The sequence below is a fragment of the Nonomuraea sp. NPDC003709 genome, from assembly GCF_040610775.1.
In the GTDB taxonomy this organism is placed as follows: Bacteria; Actinomycetota; Actinomycetes; order Streptosporangiales; family Streptosporangiaceae; genus Nonomuraea; species Nonomuraea angiospora_A.
Window position 1 is genome coordinate 1 of record NZ_JBEXMW010000013.1, and the last position, 18,641, is coordinate 18,641.

At 71.1% G+C, this 18,641-nt stretch carries 15 protein-coding genes; 8 read left to right on the plus strand and 7 right to left on the minus strand.

Annotated elements, in window-relative coordinates; genetic code table 11:
* Positions 1 to 4: 4 nt before the first annotated feature.
* Genes ABZX61_RS34190 through ABZX61_RS34205 form a run of 4 tightly spaced genes read right to left on the minus strand, consistent with a single transcriptional unit; the run spans position 5 to position 3,116 of the window.
* On the minus strand, positions 5 to 412 hold the full coding sequence (locus ABZX61_RS34190) for a hypothetical protein (RefSeq protein WP_355200228.1): 408 nt from the start codon (positions 410 to 412) through the stop codon (positions 5 to 7).
* Positions 409 to 1,047, minus strand: coding sequence for a hypothetical protein (locus ABZX61_RS34195; RefSeq protein ID WP_355200229.1), 639 nt, complete (start codon positions 1,045 to 1,047; stop codon positions 409 to 411). Before ABZX61_RS34195 ends, ABZX61_RS34190 begins: the two co-directional genes overlap by 4 nt.
* Positions 1,048 to 1,059: 12 nt before the next feature.
* Entirely contained in the window at positions 1,060 to 1,590 is a 531-nt protein-coding gene (locus ABZX61_RS34200; RefSeq protein ID WP_192784721.1) for a phage tail protein, read from the minus strand.
* Between the two features lie 26 nt (positions 1,591 to 1,616).
* Positions 1,617 to 3,116 (minus strand): phage tail sheath C-terminal domain-containing protein, encoded by a 1,500-nt coding sequence (locus tag ABZX61_RS34205; RefSeq protein ID WP_355200230.1) that lies wholly within the window; start codon positions 3,114 to 3,116, stop codon positions 1,617 to 1,619.
* Between the two features lie 166 nt (positions 3,117 to 3,282).
* Between ABZX61_RS34205 and ABZX61_RS34210 the strand changes: the two genes are divergently transcribed.
* Positions 3,283 to 4,014, plus strand: coding sequence for a DUF3592 domain-containing protein (locus ABZX61_RS34210; protein ID WP_355200231.1), 732 nt, complete (start codon positions 3,283 to 3,285; stop codon positions 4,012 to 4,014).
* A gap of 16 nt (positions 4,015 to 4,030) precedes the next feature.
* Here the strand turns inward: ABZX61_RS34210 and ABZX61_RS34215 are convergent, their stop codons facing one another.
* Positions 4,031 to 4,612, minus strand: a complete 582-nt coding sequence (locus ABZX61_RS34215) for a carboxymuconolactone decarboxylase family protein (RefSeq protein ID WP_355200232.1) — start codon at positions 4,610 to 4,612, stop codon at positions 4,031 to 4,033.
* Positions 4,613 to 4,661: 49 nt separating this feature from the next.
* On the minus strand, positions 4,662 to 6,044 hold the full coding sequence (locus tag ABZX61_RS34220) for a cytochrome b N-terminal domain-containing protein (protein ID WP_355200233.1): 1,383 nt from the start codon (positions 6,042 to 6,044) through the stop codon (positions 4,662 to 4,664).
* Between the two features lie 161 nt (positions 6,045 to 6,205).
* On the opposite strand from ABZX61_RS34220, the gene ABZX61_RS34225 reads away from it, so the two are divergent.
* The 6 genes from ABZX61_RS34225 (at position 6,206) to ABZX61_RS34250 (ending at position 17,076) form a co-directional block, all read left to right on the plus strand.
* Positions 6,206 to 6,691: a SigE family RNA polymerase sigma factor gene (locus ABZX61_RS34225; RefSeq protein WP_350727519.1), complete on the plus strand. Its 486-nt coding sequence runs from the start codon at positions 6,206 to 6,208 to the stop codon at positions 6,689 to 6,691.
* The gene (locus ABZX61_RS34230; protein WP_355200234.1) at positions 6,688 to 7,860 is read left to right on the plus strand and encodes a hypothetical protein; all 1,173 of its coding nucleotides are present in this window, start codon (positions 6,688 to 6,690) and stop codon (positions 7,858 to 7,860) included. Before ABZX61_RS34225 ends, ABZX61_RS34230 begins: the two co-directional genes overlap by 4 nt.
* 160 nt (positions 7,861 to 8,020) lie before the next feature.
* Positions 8,021 to 8,953 (plus strand): sulfotransferase domain-containing protein, encoded by a 933-nt coding sequence (locus ABZX61_RS34235; protein WP_350727517.1) that lies wholly within the window; start codon positions 8,021 to 8,023, stop codon positions 8,951 to 8,953.
* Positions 8,954 to 8,972: 19 nt separating this feature from the next.
* Positions 8,973 to 10,187 carry a peptidogalycan biosysnthesis protein gene (locus tag ABZX61_RS34240; RefSeq protein WP_355200235.1) on the plus strand — a complete coding sequence of 405 codons (1,215 nt, stop codon included), beginning with the start codon at positions 8,973 to 8,975 and terminating at the stop codon, positions 10,185 to 10,187.
* Between the two features lie 21 nt (positions 10,188 to 10,208).
* The gene (locus ABZX61_RS34245; RefSeq protein WP_355200236.1) at positions 10,209 to 11,867 is read left to right on the plus strand and encodes a non-ribosomal peptide synthetase; all 1,659 of its coding nucleotides are present in this window, start codon (positions 10,209 to 10,211) and stop codon (positions 11,865 to 11,867) included.
* Entirely contained in the window at positions 11,860 to 17,076 is a 5,217-nt protein-coding gene (locus ABZX61_RS34250; RefSeq protein WP_355200237.1) for an SDR family NAD(P)-dependent oxidoreductase, read from the plus strand. The genes ABZX61_RS34245 and ABZX61_RS34250 overlap by 8 nt, the downstream gene beginning before the upstream one ends.
* Here ABZX61_RS34250 and ABZX61_RS34255 read toward each other — a convergent pair.
* A complete protein-coding gene (locus ABZX61_RS34255; protein WP_355200238.1) occupies positions 17,057 to 17,755 on the minus strand; it encodes an alpha/beta fold hydrolase in 699 nt (232 codons plus the stop codon). The two genes, ABZX61_RS34250 and ABZX61_RS34255, sit on opposite strands and share 20 nt — an antisense overlap.
* Before the next feature lie 69 nt (positions 17,756 to 17,824).
* On the opposite strand from ABZX61_RS34255, the gene ABZX61_RS34260 reads away from it, so the two are divergent.
* Positions 17,825 to 18,547, plus strand: a complete 723-nt coding sequence (locus ABZX61_RS34260; RefSeq protein WP_350727512.1) for a sulfite exporter TauE/SafE family protein — start codon at positions 17,825 to 17,827, stop codon at positions 18,545 to 18,547.
* Positions 18,548 to 18,641 lie beyond the last annotated feature (94 nt).

Sequence of the window (18,641 nt, forward strand, 5' to 3'; positions counted from 1 at the left end):
ACGATCACCAGGTCGTGGCCCGCTGCCCGGCAGGCGGTGATGACCTCGTCGACCCGGCGCGCGGCGCCCGGGTCGCGACGGCCGGGTCCACCGCATCGGGCCTGGTCACGGACGGCACCGGCGGGGTCCGCTCGCGGCCAGGTTCCTCGGGGGCGCGCGGGGGCCGTTCCATGTCGATCTCGTGCTCCTCGTACGCCTCCGTCTCCTCCGCCGCGGGCCGTCGGAGTCTCGTCGCGGGGACGGCGGGCGGCCGGGCGGCCGGGGCGGGGTCCGGCGCGTCGGAGAAGGCGGGCGGTTCGGCCTGGGCGCGGCTCATCGGCGGCTGGTCCTCGTACAGCGAGGCCGGGCGGGGGCGGATGCCGGTCACCGGTTCGCGGCTGCGCGCGATCAGCCGCTGGACCAGGCCGCTCACGATCTCACCAGCCCCAGGTAGCACTGCCGCCGCCAGGCGCTCAGCGCGAGGACCTGCGGCTCGGTCCAGCCGTAGGCGGCGGCCAGGTCGTGCACCTCCAGCAGGGTCCTGCGGCACCAGCCGTCCAGCTCCGACCACAGGTAGCTGACGATGTCGAAGGACTCGGCCCACTCCAGCCCGCAGCCGGGGCACGCCAGGCACAGCTCCACGTCCACCAACGGGTCGGCCGCGGCCCAGGCCGCGGCCGTCTTCTCGATGTCATCCGCTTCGGAGCAGCGGCCGACGAGGGCTTCGCACGGGTCGCGCTCGGACAGCGCGGCGGCGACGTCGGCGCTGGTGGGCAGCCGGCACGGTGCCGAGGACGGCGGGTCGAGCAGTTGCTCCTGGTCGAAGGAGACCTCCACGTCCGTGCCGCACTCCGGGCACGTGGACACGCCGTCCAGGCTGGAGCCGAACAGCGCGGCGCGCAGCTCGAACAGAGCCCGGTCGCGCTGCCCGACGGTCAGGTGGGCCAGCTCGCCGGGGGTGCGGCCCGTACCGGCCGCGAGCAGGGCGAGGCCCCGCTCCAGCGGCGTGCGGTCCCAGCCCGCCTCCCACGCGTCGAGCAGCTCAGCAGCACCGGCCACCACTGTCACCAGGACCGCCCCTCAGGAGTCCTGCTCGGTGGGCTCGGTGACGCTCAGGTCGCGCACCCATCCCTCGTTCTCCAGCTTCAGGTGCTGGATCGCGATGGCGTTGGCGTTGGCGTCGAGGTCGGGCAGCGCCTGGAACTCCGACACCCAGCAGCGGAAGACCTGGTACGCCAGCACCTTCTGGCCCGCCTCGTTGAAGACCTCGATGACGAGGTCCTTCCTGAAGGAGGCCAGCGCCACCTCGCGGTCGCGCTGGTCGGGGCCGGCCTGGGCGTTGGCGTAGTTCCACACCTTGTTGGCCCACTGCTCGAACTCGGGGTCGTGGGTGACCCCGCGTTCCAGGGTGATCGGCTCGTACTTGGTGCGGCCCGGCGACTTGCGCGAGCTGGAGTGGTCGCCGCCGTCGCGGTGCTCGACCACCTCCGTGGTCCGGCGCAGGGCGCTGACCTTGCTGATCCCGGCGACGTACTTGTTGTCCCACTTCACCCGGAACTTGAAGTTCTTGTACGGGTCCAGGCGAGTGGTGTTGACGGAGAACTGAACCAATGTCGCTCCTAGGGAGTGGCCGATCGTCAGGCGTCGGGACGCTTCTGCTGGATCCGGATGCGCACGAACTCGGCGGGTTTCAGCGGCTGGAAGCCGACGTCCACGTTGACGACGCCGACGTCGATGTCGGCCTGCGGGTTGTTCTCCCTGTCGCACTTGACGAAGTACGCCTCCCGGGCCGTCCTGCCCTGGAAGGCGCCCTGGCGGAACAGGCCGTCCATGAAGGCGCCGACGTTCAGCCGGATGGAGGCCCACAGCGGCTCGTCGTTGGGCTCGAACACCACCCACTTGGTGGCGCGGAACAGCGTCTCCTCGATGAACAGGGCGAGCCTGCGGACGGGGACGTACTTCCACGGGTCGCCCACCTCGTCGTTGCCCCGGCAGGTCCGCGACCCCCACAGCACGTGCGAGTAGACGGGGAAGGTGCGCAGGCAGTTGACGCCCAGCGGGTTGAGGCCGCCGTTCTCCGCGTCGGTCAGCGCCACGGTCGCCGAACGTACGCCGGCCAGCGCCGCGTCCACCCCCGCCGGCGCCTTCCACACCCCGCGCAGGGTGTCGGTGCGGGCGAACACCCCGGCCACGGTGCCGATGGGCCCCACGGTCAGGTCGGGGCCGCCCGCCGGGTCGGAGATCGTGAGGCGCGGGTAGAAGACGGCGGCGTTGCGCCCGGCGACGCCGGTGACCGGCAGCCCCGCGCCCGCCCCCGAGGTCGCGTTGGCGACGGTGGTCCAGGAGAAGGGCGGATCGAGCAGCAGCATCGCCCTGCGGTCCACGCACAGCCGGGCCGCCGCGTCGATCACCGGCGCCCAGCGGGCGTCCCTGTCGTCGGGGGTCCCGGAGGCGGGGGGCGCGAGCTGCGGCGGGATCACCAGCAGGTTGAAGATCGGCACGTCGAGCAGGGCCTGCATGCCGGTGCGCCGGACCGGGTCGCCGATCACGTCGGCGGCGTTGAGCGTCACGTCGGCCGCCGCAGTGACGGTTTTGTCCCCTTCGGGGGGCCGCTTGTCGACCGCGCTGCCGTCGGCCGGCCCGACCAGCCGGGAGGTCTCCAGCGCCCGGTCCAGCCACCTGCCGCGCAGGGCCGCGTCGATGGAGATCTCGTACGTCTCGGTCGCCTTGCCGGAGACCTTGATCGTCAGGGTGTAGTGCTTGCTGTCGGCGGGGTCGTGCTTGACGGTCGCCGTCAGCGTGTTGCCCGCCGTGCCCGGGGCCGTGGCCCGCAGCTTGACGCCGTCACCGAGGTCGATGGTGGCGTACTGGGTGTCGGCGCCGACCCGTACGACGATCGCCTTGGCGCCGCCGTTGAGGAAGAACTGGTAGACCGCGTAGCTCAGCTCGCTGCCGGTCCACAGCCCGCCGAAGGTGCTGTCGTACTCGGTCCAGCTGTTGATCGTCGTCGGGGTGCGCGGACCCTCCAGCGCCAGGCCGACGAACGCCGCCACGGACGTGTCGACGCCGACGATCGGCCGGACCGCGCTCTCGATCTCCTCAAGATAGACACCGGGATAGGTGAATCTCGTCGCCATCGGCCTTCCTCGTCCTGTAGCCGCAGAGCCTCTGCCGGTAGTGTCGGCCCAGGCCATAACCCGGCCGTCACCTCACCGTCACTGCGCCATCACCCAGGCCCTGGACGAGCCCTTTCCCGGCTGGACCGCCGCGGGCCCCGTGGGGCCGATCGGGCACACTCGTCCTATGCGTAACGGACGGCTCTTCACCATCGTGGGCGGGATCTTCGGTCTGATCGGGCTGGTGCTGCTCTGCGTCGGCATCGCGATCGCCGCCTCCACGGCGGGCTTCCTGGCCTCGGCCGAGCGGACCGACGGCACGGTGGTCGAGCTGACCGCGCGGACCAGCACGACCCGGAGCTCCGACGGCCATACCCGCCGCGCGACGTACTGGTACCCGACCGTGGAGTTCACCGTCGGCGGCAGGCGGTACGCGTTCCAGAGCTCCACCGGCAGCAACCCGCCGTCCCATCAGAAGGGCGAAAGCGTGCCCGTCGCCTACGACCCGGCTGATCCGTCCGACGCGCGGATCGCGTCGTTCTCGTCGGCGTTCCTCGCTCCGCTGATCGTCGGCGGGCTGGGGGTGGTGTTCACCCCGATCGGTACGGTCCTGTTCGTCAAGGGACGGCGGATCGCCCGGCTGCGTGCCTGGCTCCGGGAGCAGGGACAGCAGGTGTGGGCGGAGATCGAGCACGTGGGACGCGACTTCAGCGTGCGGGTGAACAACCGGCACCCGTACGTCGTCCATGCGACGTGGCAGGACGAGCGGACGGGCCGGACGTACACCGCGGCCAGTGACCACCTCCGCGACGACCCGGGTCCCCGCCTGCGGGGCCGGACCCGCGTTCGCGTGCTGTACGACGCCGCCGACCCCGATCGCAACCTGATCGACCTGGACGCGCTGCCGTCCCCGTCCTGACGGGCCCGCGAGCCGGCTAGAGTGGCGCGCCGATCGCGAACACGTCCATCAGCTGCGCGAGAGTGCGGTAGTAGCCGATGAGGACGACCAGCTCCACGACACCCTCGCGTCCGAGCGGTCCCGCCGCGGCTGCGTACTCCTCGTCGTCCAGCGGGCGCGGGTCGTCCTGCAGCCGCCGGCACAGGCGGTAGGCCGCCGCCTCGGTGGGATCGGCGGAGGTGAAGGTGCCGGAGGCGAGCGTGGACAGCTCCTCTTCGGTGAGCCCGGCCGCGCGGCCCACCCGCTCGTGGGCGTACCTCTCGAAGTCGCTCCCGGTCGCCGCGGCAACGGCGAGAATCGCGATCTCGCGGGTGCGGGCGCTCATCCGCGTGCGGTAGCGCAGTGCCGCGCCCAGCTCCTGGAGCGGGCCGCCGAGGAGGGGCGCGTGCAGCATCACGCCGAAGGGCCCGTTGAGCGCCCCGTCCTGGTCCTGGAGCGCGAAAAGCTGGGGCCCTGCGGCGCGGGGACCCGAGGTGATCTGCCGGTAGAGGGCCAGCTGTTCCTCGCTCAGCTCGGCCTCGGTCAGTTTCGGAAGCCGCGGGGCGGGCGTGTCGCGCACGTCGATGTCCTGTTCGCCGGTGTGACGGTGGGCGGGGCGAGCGTACCTGTCATCGCCCTGAGGTGATCGCCGGCTCCCGCCGCACCGGCGCGAGCCGCTCGTGGAATCCGCCGTCCGGGGACCGCACGATGATCCCGGTCTCCACTCCGTGCTCGGCCACGTCGCGATCCGTCTGCTGGAGGGCCAGGCAGATCCACCGGGTGATGACGAAGGCGATGACGGGGCCGATGAGCACGGCGTACCTGAAGAAGATCGTCACGGCATCGACCGTGAGCTGGAACTGGTGGGCGAACTGATCGTTGGCCGCGGCCGCCCACAGCAGGCCGTAGAACGTGACGCCGGCGACCGCGACGGCCGTCTTCACCGGCGTCTCGCGGGGCCGATCGAGCAGGTCGTGCGCGAGCGTCTCGCGGGCCATGCGGCCGGTCGTCTTGGGCCGGCCCAGCGCGTCGCGGCGGCCGCGTCGCGAGGCGAGGAAGCGCTCGGCCATCGGGTACGCGGCCAGTGCGGTGAAGAAGACCCCGGGGATCACCAGCGTGGGGACGATGACCGCGAGGCTGAGCGTGTAGTCCCCGACGGTGAGCTCCCATCCGGGCATGATCCGCAGAGCGCCGTCGAGGAACCCCATGTACCAGTCGGGAACCGAGCCCGCCGAGATCTGCGTCGGCGTCGCCGGGCCGTACAGCCATATGGGGGCGATCTGGAACCCGAACCCGAGGATGATCAGCATGCCGATCGTCGCGAACGCCATCGTCGGGCGCACGCTCCGCCGCGCCGGCAGCGAGGCGACGAACCGGGAGTGGCCGTGCCGCCGTACCAGCAGCTCCCGGGCGATCAGCAGCGCGGCCATGATCACCGCGACCAGCAGGTGGCCCCCGTACATGACCGGAATGACCCTGTCACCGGGGAAGTCCGGGCCGAACAGCAGCGACAGCGCCCAGGTGCCCACCACGGGGATGGACTGCACGACCGACTTGATCAGCCACAGGCTCCCGCCCGACAGCAGGTCGTCGGGCAGGGCGTTGCCGGTCTCGCCCGCGGCCATGCCCAGCGCCAGCAGGGTCACCCAGATCAGCCACTGCCCGGTGCGCGGGCGGCGGAACGCGCCGGTGAGGAACATCCGCAGCAGCTGCACCGCGACGGCCGCCACGAAGACGAGCGCCGCCCAGTGGTGGACCTGGCGGATGAGCAGGCCGCCGCGCACCTCCAGGCTCAGGTGCATGGTCGAGTCGAAGGCCCTGCTGACGAGGAGTCCGCGCAGCGGGCCGTACGAGCCGTCATAGGTCACCTGGGACATGCCGGGGTCGTAGAAGACCATCAGCACCGCCCCGGTCACCGCCAGGACGACGAACGACCAGACGGCGATCTCGGCGAACATGAACGACCAGTGGGAGAACTGAAACGAGCGGCGCTTGGCCGGCAACGAACGCATGTGAGCCCCCTAAAAGTGCCTCACTCACAAGACGAAATCGGGACGGGAGGTGTGACACCGAAGAGGCGCCGGTGACGGTGATTCACGTCACCACGGCCCGAATCACCGGCGGATTTCGCGGAGACCCCAACCGTTCACCGCCTCCCGAGCGTCTTGTTTACATGACGGATTCCGAGGCGTTCGAGGCCTTCGTCACCGCCTGGCACCCGCGGCTGCTGCGGGCGGCCATCCTCATCAGCGGTGACAGGCATCTGGCCGAGGACGTCCTCCAGGATGCCCTGATCAAACTGGCGCGCCGCTGGTCGAAAGTGCATACCGACCCGGTCAATTACGTACGTACCACCCTGTACAGGGACGTGGCGTCCAGCTGGCGGAGGCGGCGGGAATTCGCCTACGGGGAGCCGCCCGACCTGGCGGATCACGACACCTCGGGAGCGTCGGACCTGAAGGTGGTGTTCGCCCGCGCGCTGGCCAGGCTGCCGGTGAAGCAGCGGGCGGTGCTGGTGCTGCGCTTCTACGAGGACCTGCCCGTCGGGGAGGTCGCCGCGATCCTCCGGGTCTCGCCCGGGACGGTGAAGAGCCAGACGCACGCGGCGCTGAAGCGGTTGCGCGAGGTCGCTCCCGAGCTGGAAGAGGTGTTGATATGACGGACCAGAGGCTGCGGGAGCTCTTCGACGATCTCGCCGAGACGCTGCCCGAGGGGCCGTCCCGCGCGGGCGAGTTGTGGCGGCAGGGCAGGCGGAGCCGGGCCCGCCGCCGGTGGACGGTGGCCGCGGTGGCCGCGACGCTCACCACGCTCGTCGCGGTGGAGATCGTCGTGTCCCCGGAGCCGGTCGAGCGCGGCATCACCGTGTACCCCAGCGCCACCCCCACGCCCACGATCCCGTCGACCCCGCCCATGGACACGGCGCCGCCGCCCAGCGGCGAGGCGGGGCTGCCCGCGCTGGCGACCGGGCTGCCGCAGAAGTGGGCCGGCATCCCCGTCGTGACCTCGGTTCCCGGACCCGTGCTGGCGCTGGCCGAGTTCGGCGACGGGCGGATCTACCTGGTGAAGGCCGACGGCCGCGTCCCCCTCGATGTGAAACTGAGCGATTCCGTGGACTCGGCCGGCAACGGCGGGACGGCGCTGAAGCCCAACTCGCTCTCCCCCGACGGGACGATGGCCGCCTTCCCGCAGAAGGACGCGGTGGTGGTCGTCGACCTGGTGATCGGCCAGACCAGGCGCTACAAGGTGCCGGGGTTCAACGAGGTGGTGCTCTGGCGCGGCGAGCAACTCCTCGTCGAGCAGGAGAAGGCGAACTACCTGCTCGACCTGGCCACGGGGAAGGCGCGACGGCAGTCGTACCAGGGCTTCACGGGTGTCGCGGGCTATCGCGACCTGAGGATCGTCTCGCCCGGCGAAGGCGGCCGGACGGTCATCCAGGAGGGCGGGTCGGAGGTGGCGCTGGACGTCCGGGGCCTCACCGGCGAGGGCGGCATGCCCGTGGGCGTCCTGGGCAACCACGGATGGCAGCGCGGCGACCTCGTCGCCAGGTCGGCGTTCGCCCGCGGAGACCAGTCGGAGAACGCCGACGTGGTCGTCGTGGCCGACGCCGACACGGGACGGGTGGTCAGGACGCTGCTCCTGCCCTGGGGCGACGCTCCTGACACGAGGTGCGGGAAGGGCGGCTGCCCCGTACGCGGCTGGATCGGCCAGGACACGGTGATCATCGAGAGCGGGGACAGGCTGCTCGGCTGGAACATCGGCACCGGCGCGCTGTCCCGCGTCGCCGAACTGCCCGATGAGGTGACCGCCTACTCCCTGCGCGGTTGGTGAGCCCGCGATTTGATCATCAAATACCCAGACAGGAGAGTTTACCGGAACAATTCCCCGCTAGTCAGATCAGTAATATGGCCAAATCCCAATTCTTATACGGAATGCACACGCACAATCACATACCTTCCGTAACTCATGTGTAGTGATTAAACTCACACAAATGACGACGCATCTAGCTCGTTACCTCACACCGATGGAGGACAGCTCTCGGTGGGACGGGTTCCAATTCCGGCCTGGCGACATCGTCATCAATTCCCCGGCCAAGTGCGGCACCACCTGGACCCAGATGATCTGCGCGCTCCTGGTCTTCCAGACGCCTCAGCTGCCCGCGCCGCTGTCGAGCCTCTCACCGTGGATCGACATGCTCGTACGTCCGAAGCAGGAGGTCTGGGACCACCTGTCCGCGCAGCGGCACCGCCGTTTCATCAAGACCCACATCCCGCTCGACGGCATCCCGGCCGATCCGCAGGTCACCTACATCACGGTGGGCCGGGATCCGCGCGATGTCGCCATCTCCCTGCGCAGCCACGGCAAGAACCTCAAGCGTGAGGTGATCCGCCGGCTGATCCACCAGGCCGCCCAGCCCGGCAACGGGGCGGCCGAGGCCCCGGTCGACGGTCATGACGAGAGGGACCTCCTCGACGAACGGACGTACTTGTTACGTTGGGTCGACAACGACGACTCGCCGTACGCCAACCTCGACTCGCTGCGCGCGCTGATCTGGACGCAGAGCCGCGCATGGGTCCGCCGCTCGGAGCCGAACGTCATCCTGCTCCATTACGCCGAGCTCTCCGAGGACCTCCCCGGCCAGATGCGACGGCTCGCCGGACGGCTCGGCATCGAGATCGACGAGAGCAGGTGGCCGGAGTTGGTCGAGGCGGCAACGTTCCAACAGATGCGAAATCGCGCGGACGAACTCGCACCCGATGAGCAACTGGGCTACATCCGCGATCGCGAACGCTTTTTCCGCAGCGGTAAGTCGGGCCAATGGCAGCAGTTCCTCACCGTTGAGGATCGAGCGCACTACGACCGCCGGATAGCCGAGTTCGCGGAGCCAGACCTGCTCGAATGGCTCCATCACGAGCCCGGCTGACCGTGACTGCGGTGTTTCGATGACGCACCAGAAAATTCCAGAAATACAGCCAGAAGTGCCCGGGCTCGTGACGGTCGAGCGCGTCCCCTCGTTGGACGACATCGCCGGGCGCGCGTGGGATGACGTCGCCGACCCGCGGGACCTGTTCCAGAGCCGCGCGTGGCTGCGGGCTCTGGAGCAATCCGGCGAAGCACCCGTCACCTACCTGATCGCCCGTCAACCCGGGCATCCTCGAATCCTCGGCGCCCTTCCCCTCTATGACTCGCTCCCCAGTCGTGGTGACTTCCTGTACTGGCCGGAGCTCCACTTCCAGGACCTTCTGCACGCCGCGGGTCCGCCCGGCGGCCGGCTGGGACTGCTCGCCGGTTCCCGTGCGGGATTCAGCACGCGGCTCATCGTCGACCGCACCCTGCCGGCCACGACCAGGACGGCGGTCCTGCACGCGCTTCGGGACGCCGCCTGCGCCGTGGCGGTCGAGCGCGGGCTCCCGTACACCTTCTTCCTGTTCCTCGACGCCTCCTCATGGAGAGATCTCGCTCCGGTCGTCGGCGACGGAGATCACCACCGGCTGGCGAGCGTCGCGCAGACCGAGCTGGAGCTCCCCGGTGGGGGCTTCGAGGATTACCTCGCGACGCTGCCACGGAACACCCGCACCAGCGTCCGCAGGGAGGTGGGGCTCTTCGCCAGGACCTGTGCGACCGAGACCGTCCCTCTCCGCGAGGCCATCGCGACCGTCGCGCCGATGATCGTGAACGTGCGGGCCAAGCACGGGATGGCGTACGGCGTGGACGCGGTCACGCGCCGCCTCGCGCAGTACTCGGCCGCGCTGGGAGACGCCGCGGCGACGGCCGTGCTGTGCCGGGTGCGGGGCCACGTCGTCGGCGCCGGAGTCCTGTGCCGCTGGCATGACCGGCTGTACGTGACGGACTTCGGGCGCCTCGACGACGGCGCGCCGGACCCGTTCGTGTACTTCAACGCCGCGATCTACGAACCCGTCAGGCACGCCTATGCGATGGGGCTGTCGAGCGTCGTCACCGGGGCCGGGGCGGAGCTGGGCAAGGCCAGGCGTGGTTCGGCCGTGCTCCCGCTGACGCACCTGGCGTGGGCGGCGGCCGGGGATCGCCCGGCCCGCCGGATCGACACCGCGCCGGCGGAGCAGCGCAGGAAGCACTGGAGCGAGCTACGCGGCGCGCACCCCAGGTACTTCCACTCGGCGTGGGATGAGCTGTTATGACCCGATCCGAGGGAGGCTAGCGTGAGCCGAGGGGACGAGCTGATCAGTCCCGTCCGTGACCCGGCCGGCATTGCCGCGCCGGGGCTTCTCGGACGGGTGCCACGCGATCCGGGCAGGGTCGCCCTGGTCCACGAGGGCCGTGACATCACCTTCGGCGACGTCGCCGCGCTCAGCGAGGACGTCGGCGACGTCGTACGGGGTCACCGCCTGGAGGGCCGCGTGGTGGGCGTGCCGGCGGAGCGGAGCCCGGAGTTCGTCGCGCGGATCGTGGGGGTCTGGCGCGCGGGCGCCGTCCCGGCGATCCTCGGGGACTGGGGTCCTGAGCGGGTACGCGGAGCGTTGACGGCCACCGGTGCCGCGGCGGCCTTCGGGCCCGCCCTGACCGGTCTGGAGCCGCTGGACACCGGCCGGCAGCTCCATGGCCAGGACATGGGAGAAGTCAGCCATGTCCTCTTCACGTCCGGCACGACGGGCAGGCCCAAGGGGATCGTCGTCGGACGGGCGGCCTTCGAGGCCGCCAGCGTGGCGTTCTTCAAGGAACTGCCCATGGACGAATCCGATCGGATCGCCTTTCTCAGCAGGCCCGGCCACGACCCGAGCCTGCGGGAGCTGATCGCGCCCTGGCTCACCGGCGCGACGTTGTTCATTCCCGGCAGCCGCACGGCCTCGGATCCCCGGCTGACGGCGGCCTGGCTCGCGAAGCATTCCATCACCGTGCTCCAGGGCTCGCCGGTCCTCCTCCAGCTCATGGCCGGCTCGTCTGGGCTTCCCGTCGAGAGCCTGCGGCTGGTCTGCTCGGTGGGCGCACGGCTCACGGCGGCGGCGCTGCGGTCGACGGCCCGGTTCGCCCCGCGTGCCACCATCGCCAACTGCTACGGCGCATCGGAGACCCCGCAGGTCGTGTGCATGCACCAGGTGCCGCCCGGTGAGGGGGTCGCGAGCGAGGACCCGGTTCCCATCGGACGCGCGCTCGGCCACGCCTCCGTCAAGATCGACAGTGCGGGCCGGCTGCACGTGGAAGCCGCCGCCTGCGCGCTCGGCTACACCGACGGAACCCCGCTGCCGGCTCCCGGCCACGACGGCCGGCGCTGGTACGACACCGGCGACATCGTCCGCCGGCTGCCGGACGGCTCGATGTGCTTCCTCCGGCGGGCGGACCGGCAGGTCCAGGTCAACGGCACGCGGGTGGAGCTGGACGAGATCGAGGGCGCGGCCGCCCGGGTCGCCGGCATCGTCGACGCGACGGCGACGTTCGTCGAGGACGGCAACGGGGTCGGATCCGTGCGCCTGACCGTCGTGCGCGGCCCCGCGGCGGCGTTCGACGGCGACGAGGTTCGTGCGGTGCTCAGCGACTTCCTGGACCCCGCGGTCATGCCTTCGAGCATCGAGGTGCGCGACTCGCCTGGCGGGCAGGGTGCGGACCGGGCGGCGACGCTGTGGGAGGTCCTTCACGAGAGCGCGCAATCCGCTCTCGGCCGAGGCGGAGGCGGAGGCCGGATCGACCCCGACGGCGGGTTCTTCGAGGCGGGTTTCACCTCGATGTCTCTCATGCGTTTCGTGGCGGAGGTCTCGGTGCGTCTCGGAACGGAGATCTCTCCCGTGCTCGTCTTCCAATATCCCACCCTGAATACCTTTGCCGATCACCTGCGGGAGAACCTGAAAGAAGGACGACATGGGTGACCTCGTTGAGCCGATCGCGATCATCGGGATGGCCGGTCGTTTCCCGGCCGCGGTCGACACCCGGCAGCTCTGGAGCAACCTCGTGGCCGGGGAGGAGGCCGTGCGCTTCCCGTCCGCGGACGAGCTCCGGTCGAGCGGCGTGTCACGCGAAGCGCTGGACGACCCGGCCTACGTGCGGGCGGTGGCGGAGCCTGAGGGCATCGACCTGTTCGACGCCGAGTTCTTCCGCCTGACCCGGCGCGAGGCCGAGGCGTGCGACCCGCAGCTGCGGCTGTATCTGGAGACCTCGCACGCCGCCGTCGAGAACGCCGGCTACGACGCTTCGAGGCTCGGCAGAGCGGGCGTGTTCTCGTCGGTCGCCGCGAACCGCTACGGGATCGGCCGCGTCCTCGGCAGCCTGGAGGCGCTGCGGAGTGCCACGGGCATGGCGGCCGGCATGTGGAACAACCCCGACAGCGCCTCGACGCTGGTCTCGTACAAGCTGAACCTGCACGGCCCCAGCATGACCGTGCAGAGCGCGTGTTCGAGCTCGCTCGTGGCCGTGCATCTCGCCGTGAACGCGCTTCGGCTCCACGAGTGCGACGTCGCCCTGGCCGGCGGCGCCGACGTCGAGTTCCCCGTCGGTCACGGGTACTGGTGGGCCCAGGACGGCCCGCTGAGCCGGGACGGCCACTGCCGCCCCTTCGACGCGGCGGCCGGCGGCACGGTCTTCGGCAGCGGCGTCGGCGTCGTGGTGCTCAAGCGGCTCGCCGACGCCCTGGCCGACGGCGATCGGATCTCCGCGCTGATCCGCGCCGTGGCCGTCAACAACGACGGCGCGAACAAGGTCGGCTTCACCGCGCCCAGCGCCGATCGGCAGGCGGAGGTCGTGCTGAGGGCCATGGAGGTCGCCGGCGTGGGTCCCGGGGACATCGGGTACGTCGAGGCGCACGCCACCGCGACCCGGCTGGGTGACGCCATCGAGATCGCGGCGCTGCGGAAGGCGTTCGGCGCCCGGGAGACGTCGGGGCAGTGCCCCATCGGATCGATCAAGGGGAACGTGGGCCACCTGGGTCACGCGGCGGGGATCACCTCGCTGATCAAGGCCGCGCTGTCGCTGGCCCATGAGCAGATCCCCGCGAGCATCAATCTCGAGGAGGTGAACCCGCTCCTCGGGCTCGGGGACTCACCGTTCTTCGTCAACGACACGCTGCGGCCCTGGCCTCGATCGGCCGGCCGCCGCCTGGCGGGGGTCAGCTCGTTCGGGATCGGCGGCACGAACGCGCACGCGATCCTCGAAGAGGCGCCGCCCCGCGCGGTCGCCCCGGCTCCGGGACCCACGCAGCTGATCGTGTGGTCAGGACGGACGCCGTCCGCGGCCGAGGCCTACCCGGAGCGGCTCGCCCGTTCCTTCGAGGAGAGCGCGGACCCGCTCTCCGATGTCTCGTTCACGCTGCAGAAGGGACGCACGCCGCACCCGGTCCGAGGCGCCGTGGTGGTCGAGAGCCTGTCCGACGCGGCCACCGCCGTGCTCGACCGCGCGAGGCGAATCGTCACGCCGGAGGAGCCGGCGGACCGGAGCACGGTGTTCCTGTTCCCGGGAGAAGGGGCGCAGCACGCCCGCATGGCGGCGGAGCTCTATCGCACCGAACCGGTGTTCGGCGCGGCACTCGACGAGTGCTTCGAGCTCTTCGAGGCCCACGGCCTGGCGCAGCGGCAGATCTGGGAGGGGGCGTCGGAAGGGCTGGAGGACACCACCTTGCTCTTCAGCGTCGAGTACGCGCTGGGGCGCCTGTGGCTGGCGCTCGGCGTCGAGCCCGACGTGCTGCTCGGCCACGGCATCGGGGAGTTCGCGGCCGCCGCGCTCGCCGAGGTGTTCACCCTCCAGGAGGCGGTGCGGCTGGTGAGCGCCCGCGCCCGGGCGATGGGCGAGGCGCCCCAGGGCGCGATGGTGGCGGTCGCGGCCGACCTGGACACCGTGACGCCGCTGCTCTTCGGGAGCCTCGGCGTCGCCGTGGTGAACGGCGACCGGCAGACGGTCGTCGGCGGCTCGGTGGAGGACGTGCGCCGCTTCGAGGACGAGGTCCTCGCCGGGACGGGGCTCGCCGCCTCCCGGCTGAGAGCGCGGCACGCCTTCCACACCCCGGCCATGACGGGCGCCGCCGAGCGGTTCCGATCGGCCTTCGACGGCATCCGGCCACGCAGCCCGCGTTGGCAGGTCTGCTCCGCGTCCGCGGGCGGCCTGGTGGAGGCGGCGCAGGTGCGCAGCGTGGACTTCTGGGTCCGGCAGCTCACCCGGCCCGTCCTGGTCAAGCAGGCGCTCGATGCCGTGTTGTCCGGCGGTGACCGGGTGCTGGTGGAGGTGGGCCCCGGGCGGACGCTCACGACCCTCGTACGGTCACATCCTCAGGTGCGCGCCACGCGGCACCTGGCGGTGCCGACGCTCCCGAACGGGCCGTCGAAGGGCGCCACCGAGCGCGCCTCGTTCCTTCACGCGCTGGCCCGGATGTGGACCCTCGGCGCGGACGTGAACTGGTCGGCGCTGAGTGCCACGGGTCCTCGGCAACGCGTGCCCCTGCCGGGCTACCCGTACCAGCGCGAGCGGCACTGGATCGAGCAGGCGTCGCCGGGCGGTTCGCCCGCTCAGGAGGCGCGGGAGCCGGCGGGCCGCGCGGTGTACCGGCTGCCCACGTGGGTGGAGGCCGCACCGGGCGGGCACCGCGACACCCCCGCTCGGGACCGGCCGCTGGTGTTCCTGCCCGACGATCCGCGACGGGCCGGCGAGCTGGCCGCCCTGCTCGGCAAGGCCGGGTGGGACGCGTTACGGGTGCGGCACGGCTCCTCGTATTCGGAGGCGGCGGACGAGTTCGTGATCCGCCCCCGGCACCCGGCGGACGTCGTCCGGCTGCTGGACGAGCTGAGAGAGTCGCGGCGATACCCGGACCTCATCGTCGACGCGACGCAGCTCGGAGACCCGGCCGAGCCTGACCTGGGCAACATCGACGACCAGCTCGACGCCGGTTTCCACCGGATCGTCGAGCTGCTGCAGGAGGCGGCCCGGCGGGCGCCCGACAAGCGCGCCCGCGACGTCCTGGTGGTCACCGAGCTGTCCGCGGACGTGACGGGCGGCGAGAGCGTGCATCCGGTGCGGGCCATGCTGCTCGGGCTCCTGCGGAGCTACATGCTCGAGAACCCGCGTGCCAGGTGCAAGCTCGTCGACGTCCAGGGTGGCGCGATCGACGATCGGCTGCTCGGGGAGCTGCGCGGCCCCGAGCGATCGGAGATCGTCGCCCTGCGGGGGGATCGGCGTTGGGTCCCCGGCGAGCGGGAGCTCGTCCCTGGCGGGGTGGGCCCTGCCGACCTGCGGCGCGGGGGTGCCTACGTCATCACCGGCGGGCTCGGCGGCCTCGGCCTGGCCGTGGCGCGCGGCCTGGCGGACACCGGCCTGCGACCGCGGTTGCTGCTGCTGGGCCGCCATGCGACAGGCGGGCACGACGCCGAGCTCGCCGAGATCCGGGCCCTCGGAGCCGAGTGCCGCGTCGAGGCCTGCGACGTGACCGACGTGGAGGCGCTGCGGCGCGCGATCGACCGGGCGTCGGACTCCTTCGGGGGCGTCAACGGGGTGTTCCACCTCGCCGGCGTGGCGGGAGGGGGCATGCTCCAGTTCCGGACGCGGGAGCAGGTGTCGGCGACGCTCGCGCCGAAGGTCCACGGTACGTTGGCCCTGGTCGAGGTGCTGCGGGGCCGGACGGACCTCGACTTCTTCGTGGCCTTCTCCAGCCGCGCGGCGCTCAGGGGCCTGGTCGGCAGCGCCGACTACGCCGCGGCGAACGCCTTCCTCGACGCGCTGGTGCGCCGCCAGCCCCTGGCCGGCTGCGCCTCGATGACCATCAACTGGCCGTCCTGGGCCGAGGTCGGCATGGCCGCCCGCCAGGGGCGGCAGCCGCAGGCCGGGCGCTCCGGACCGGGGGCGGAGGTGCGCCGGTGGTCGACCCCGCTGTCGGCCGAGGACTATCCGATCCTGGACGAGCACCGGATGAACGGCGTGCCGGTGCTGCCGGGCACGGCCCAGGTCGACTTCGTCCTGCGCGCCTTCCGCGAGGCGATCGATCACCCGGACGGGCGGCCCGCGCAGCTGCGCCACATGGTCTTCCGGCAGCCGATCACCACCCCGGAGCCCGTGTCGCTCGAGGTGGGCTTCGAACCGCATGAGGACCTCTGGCGATTCACCGTCCGCTCCGCGCCGCTCTCGCCGTCCCCCGGCGCGTCCGGCGACTACCGCGTCCACACGACGGGTGAGATCCGGCTGGCGGACGCCGGTGCGGGCACGGTGGACCTGGACGGGCTGCGCGCGTCGCTGCCCGAGCGGCGGGTGCCCGCGAACGATCCTGACAACCGGCTGTTCACCATCGGTCCGCGATGGCCGGGAGAGGAGATCTGGATCTCCGGGGAGGACGCCGGCACGAAGCTCGCCGTACTCACCTTTCCCGAGGCGTTCGACCATGAGCTCGACGAGCACGCCCTGCACCCCACCCTGCTGGACGCGGCGGTGTCCCTGGCGCGGGATCCTGACCACGAGCCCCCGCACGCGCCCTTCGCGTACCAGTCGATCGTGGTGCACCGGCCGATACCGGGGCTCGCGTACAGCCACATCCGCCGGCGTCCGAGCGGTTCGGACACGATCGTGGCCGACATCGACGTGCTGACGGCCGGCGGTGACGTCGCCGTCGAAGTCAGGGGCTTCACCATGCGCCGCGTCGACGAGTCCATGGTCGCCCCCGAGACCTACCGTGAGGAGCGGGACCCGGGGATCACGCCCGCGGCCGGGGTCGGCATGTTGCTGCGCATCCTGGGCGGGCCCGGCCACAGACAGGTGGCGATCACCTTGGCGGGCGAGGACGCGGTGCTGAAGAACCCCGAGGTCACGCCGGACGATGATGCGGAAGAGGACGCATCGCCCGATCGCGTCACGGATGAAACGCCGTCGGACGGGGCCTCGCTGGAGGCCCGGCTGACGGAGATGTGGTGCGCCGAATTCGGTGTGGAGTCGGTCCGCCCCGACGAGGACTTCTTCGAGCTGGGCGGCGACTCCTTCGCCGCCGTGGGGCTGGTGGAGGAGATCCGCAGGGGTTTCGACGTGGACGTCGGCATCGCCGTGATCTTCGACCACCCGACGGTGGCCGAACTGTCCGCCGAGCTGCGACGGCTGCTCAGCCGCGAACCTTCCTGACCCATTCGCGAAGGGTCTCGGCAGGCAACTCCTCGACGATCTGGTGACCGCCGTCGATCAGGTGGACCGAGAGCCACTCCGTCGTGTACTGGCTCCAGTCGTCGAGGCACTCGGCGTCCCAGGAGCTCGCATCGTCTCTGGCGCCGACCGCGACGATCGGCGCGTTGAGCACCGGGCGCGGGTCCGACTCCAGATAGCGGTTGAGGAGGCGGTACTCGGACCGCCAGAGACGTGCGTACTCGGGGAGGGCGACCGTGTCCAGGATGTGCGGCGGCGCCTCGATCTCCTCGGCCAGCGCCCGGTCCGGCAGCTCCGCCAGAGGCGAGACAGGCGTGCGATGCGGCGGGTACTGGCACATGACGACGATGCCGCGAAGCTGCCGCTCCAGGTGTCTGGCCGCCTCCAGGCAGACCAGAGCACCCATGCTGTGCCCCACGAGCACGACCTCCGTGACACCGGAGTCCGCGACGAGGGACGCGAGCACCGCGCCGCGCTCGTCGACGGAGGGCACGCTCATCGGCTCGCTCCAGCCGGCCCGGCGGATGACAGGTTCCCGGCCCGGTTCGTTCCACCGGTCCACGAACTTCGTCCGGCCCCCCAGGCCGGGAACGAAGATGACGGCCTGGTCGCCATCGAGTGACGGGCTGACGACGTAACTCGCAGATTCCTGACCACTCATGTAATTCGCTCCTAATTAACCCCTGACAATACTGGATCATTTAAATGGATCTATGGCAAAGTGTGATAGGTGTCCACGCTGCTTGCCGCCGCCGTGATCATCCTGATTGCTTCAACGGTGCACGCCGTGACCGGATTCGGGTACGCCCTCGTCGCCACCCCGCTGCTGGCCCTCGCGGTCGACCCCCATACAGCGGTGGTCTCCACCACGATGTCCGCCCTGGCCATGACCATCACGATCGCCGTGCGCCAGCGTCACCACGCCGAGTGGAAGGTGGCCATGATCGCTATGGCCGGCATCGTGCTCGGCCTGCCGATCGGCCTCTGGGTGTACGGGGTGACGTCCGAGCGGTTGCTCACGGCGCTGATCGGGGTCGGAGTCTTAGGCTGCACGGTGATGGTGTGGCGGCGCGTGAAGGTGCCCGGAAATGTCCCCGTATTGGTGGGAGTCGGTCTCGTGTCCGGCGCGCTTTCAACGTCCACCGGCACCAATGGGCCGCCGATGGTCGCCGCCTTCCAGGGCATGGGCTATGAGCCCGCCAAGTTCCGCGCCACCCTCTCGGCGGTGTTCGCCGGCACCAGCGTGTTCAGCCTGATCGGGTTCGCCGTGGCCGGCCAGGTGAACACCCAGTCGCTCTGGATCGGGCTGGTGGGCCTGCCCGTCGTGCAGCTGGGGTGGTTCGCCGGCAACGCGATCTTCAGCCGGATCGATCCGGATCGTTTCCGCAAGGTGGTGCTGGCCGCTCTCCTCGTCAGCGCGGCCGTGACCCTCGCCAGCGCGCTCAACGGCTGACGCCGGCGAGCGAAACGCGCACTCGGGGACAATAGTGACGGAAGTCTTACGGGACTCCGCCTTTCCGCGCAGCCAGGAGCCGCGGGTGCTCGAA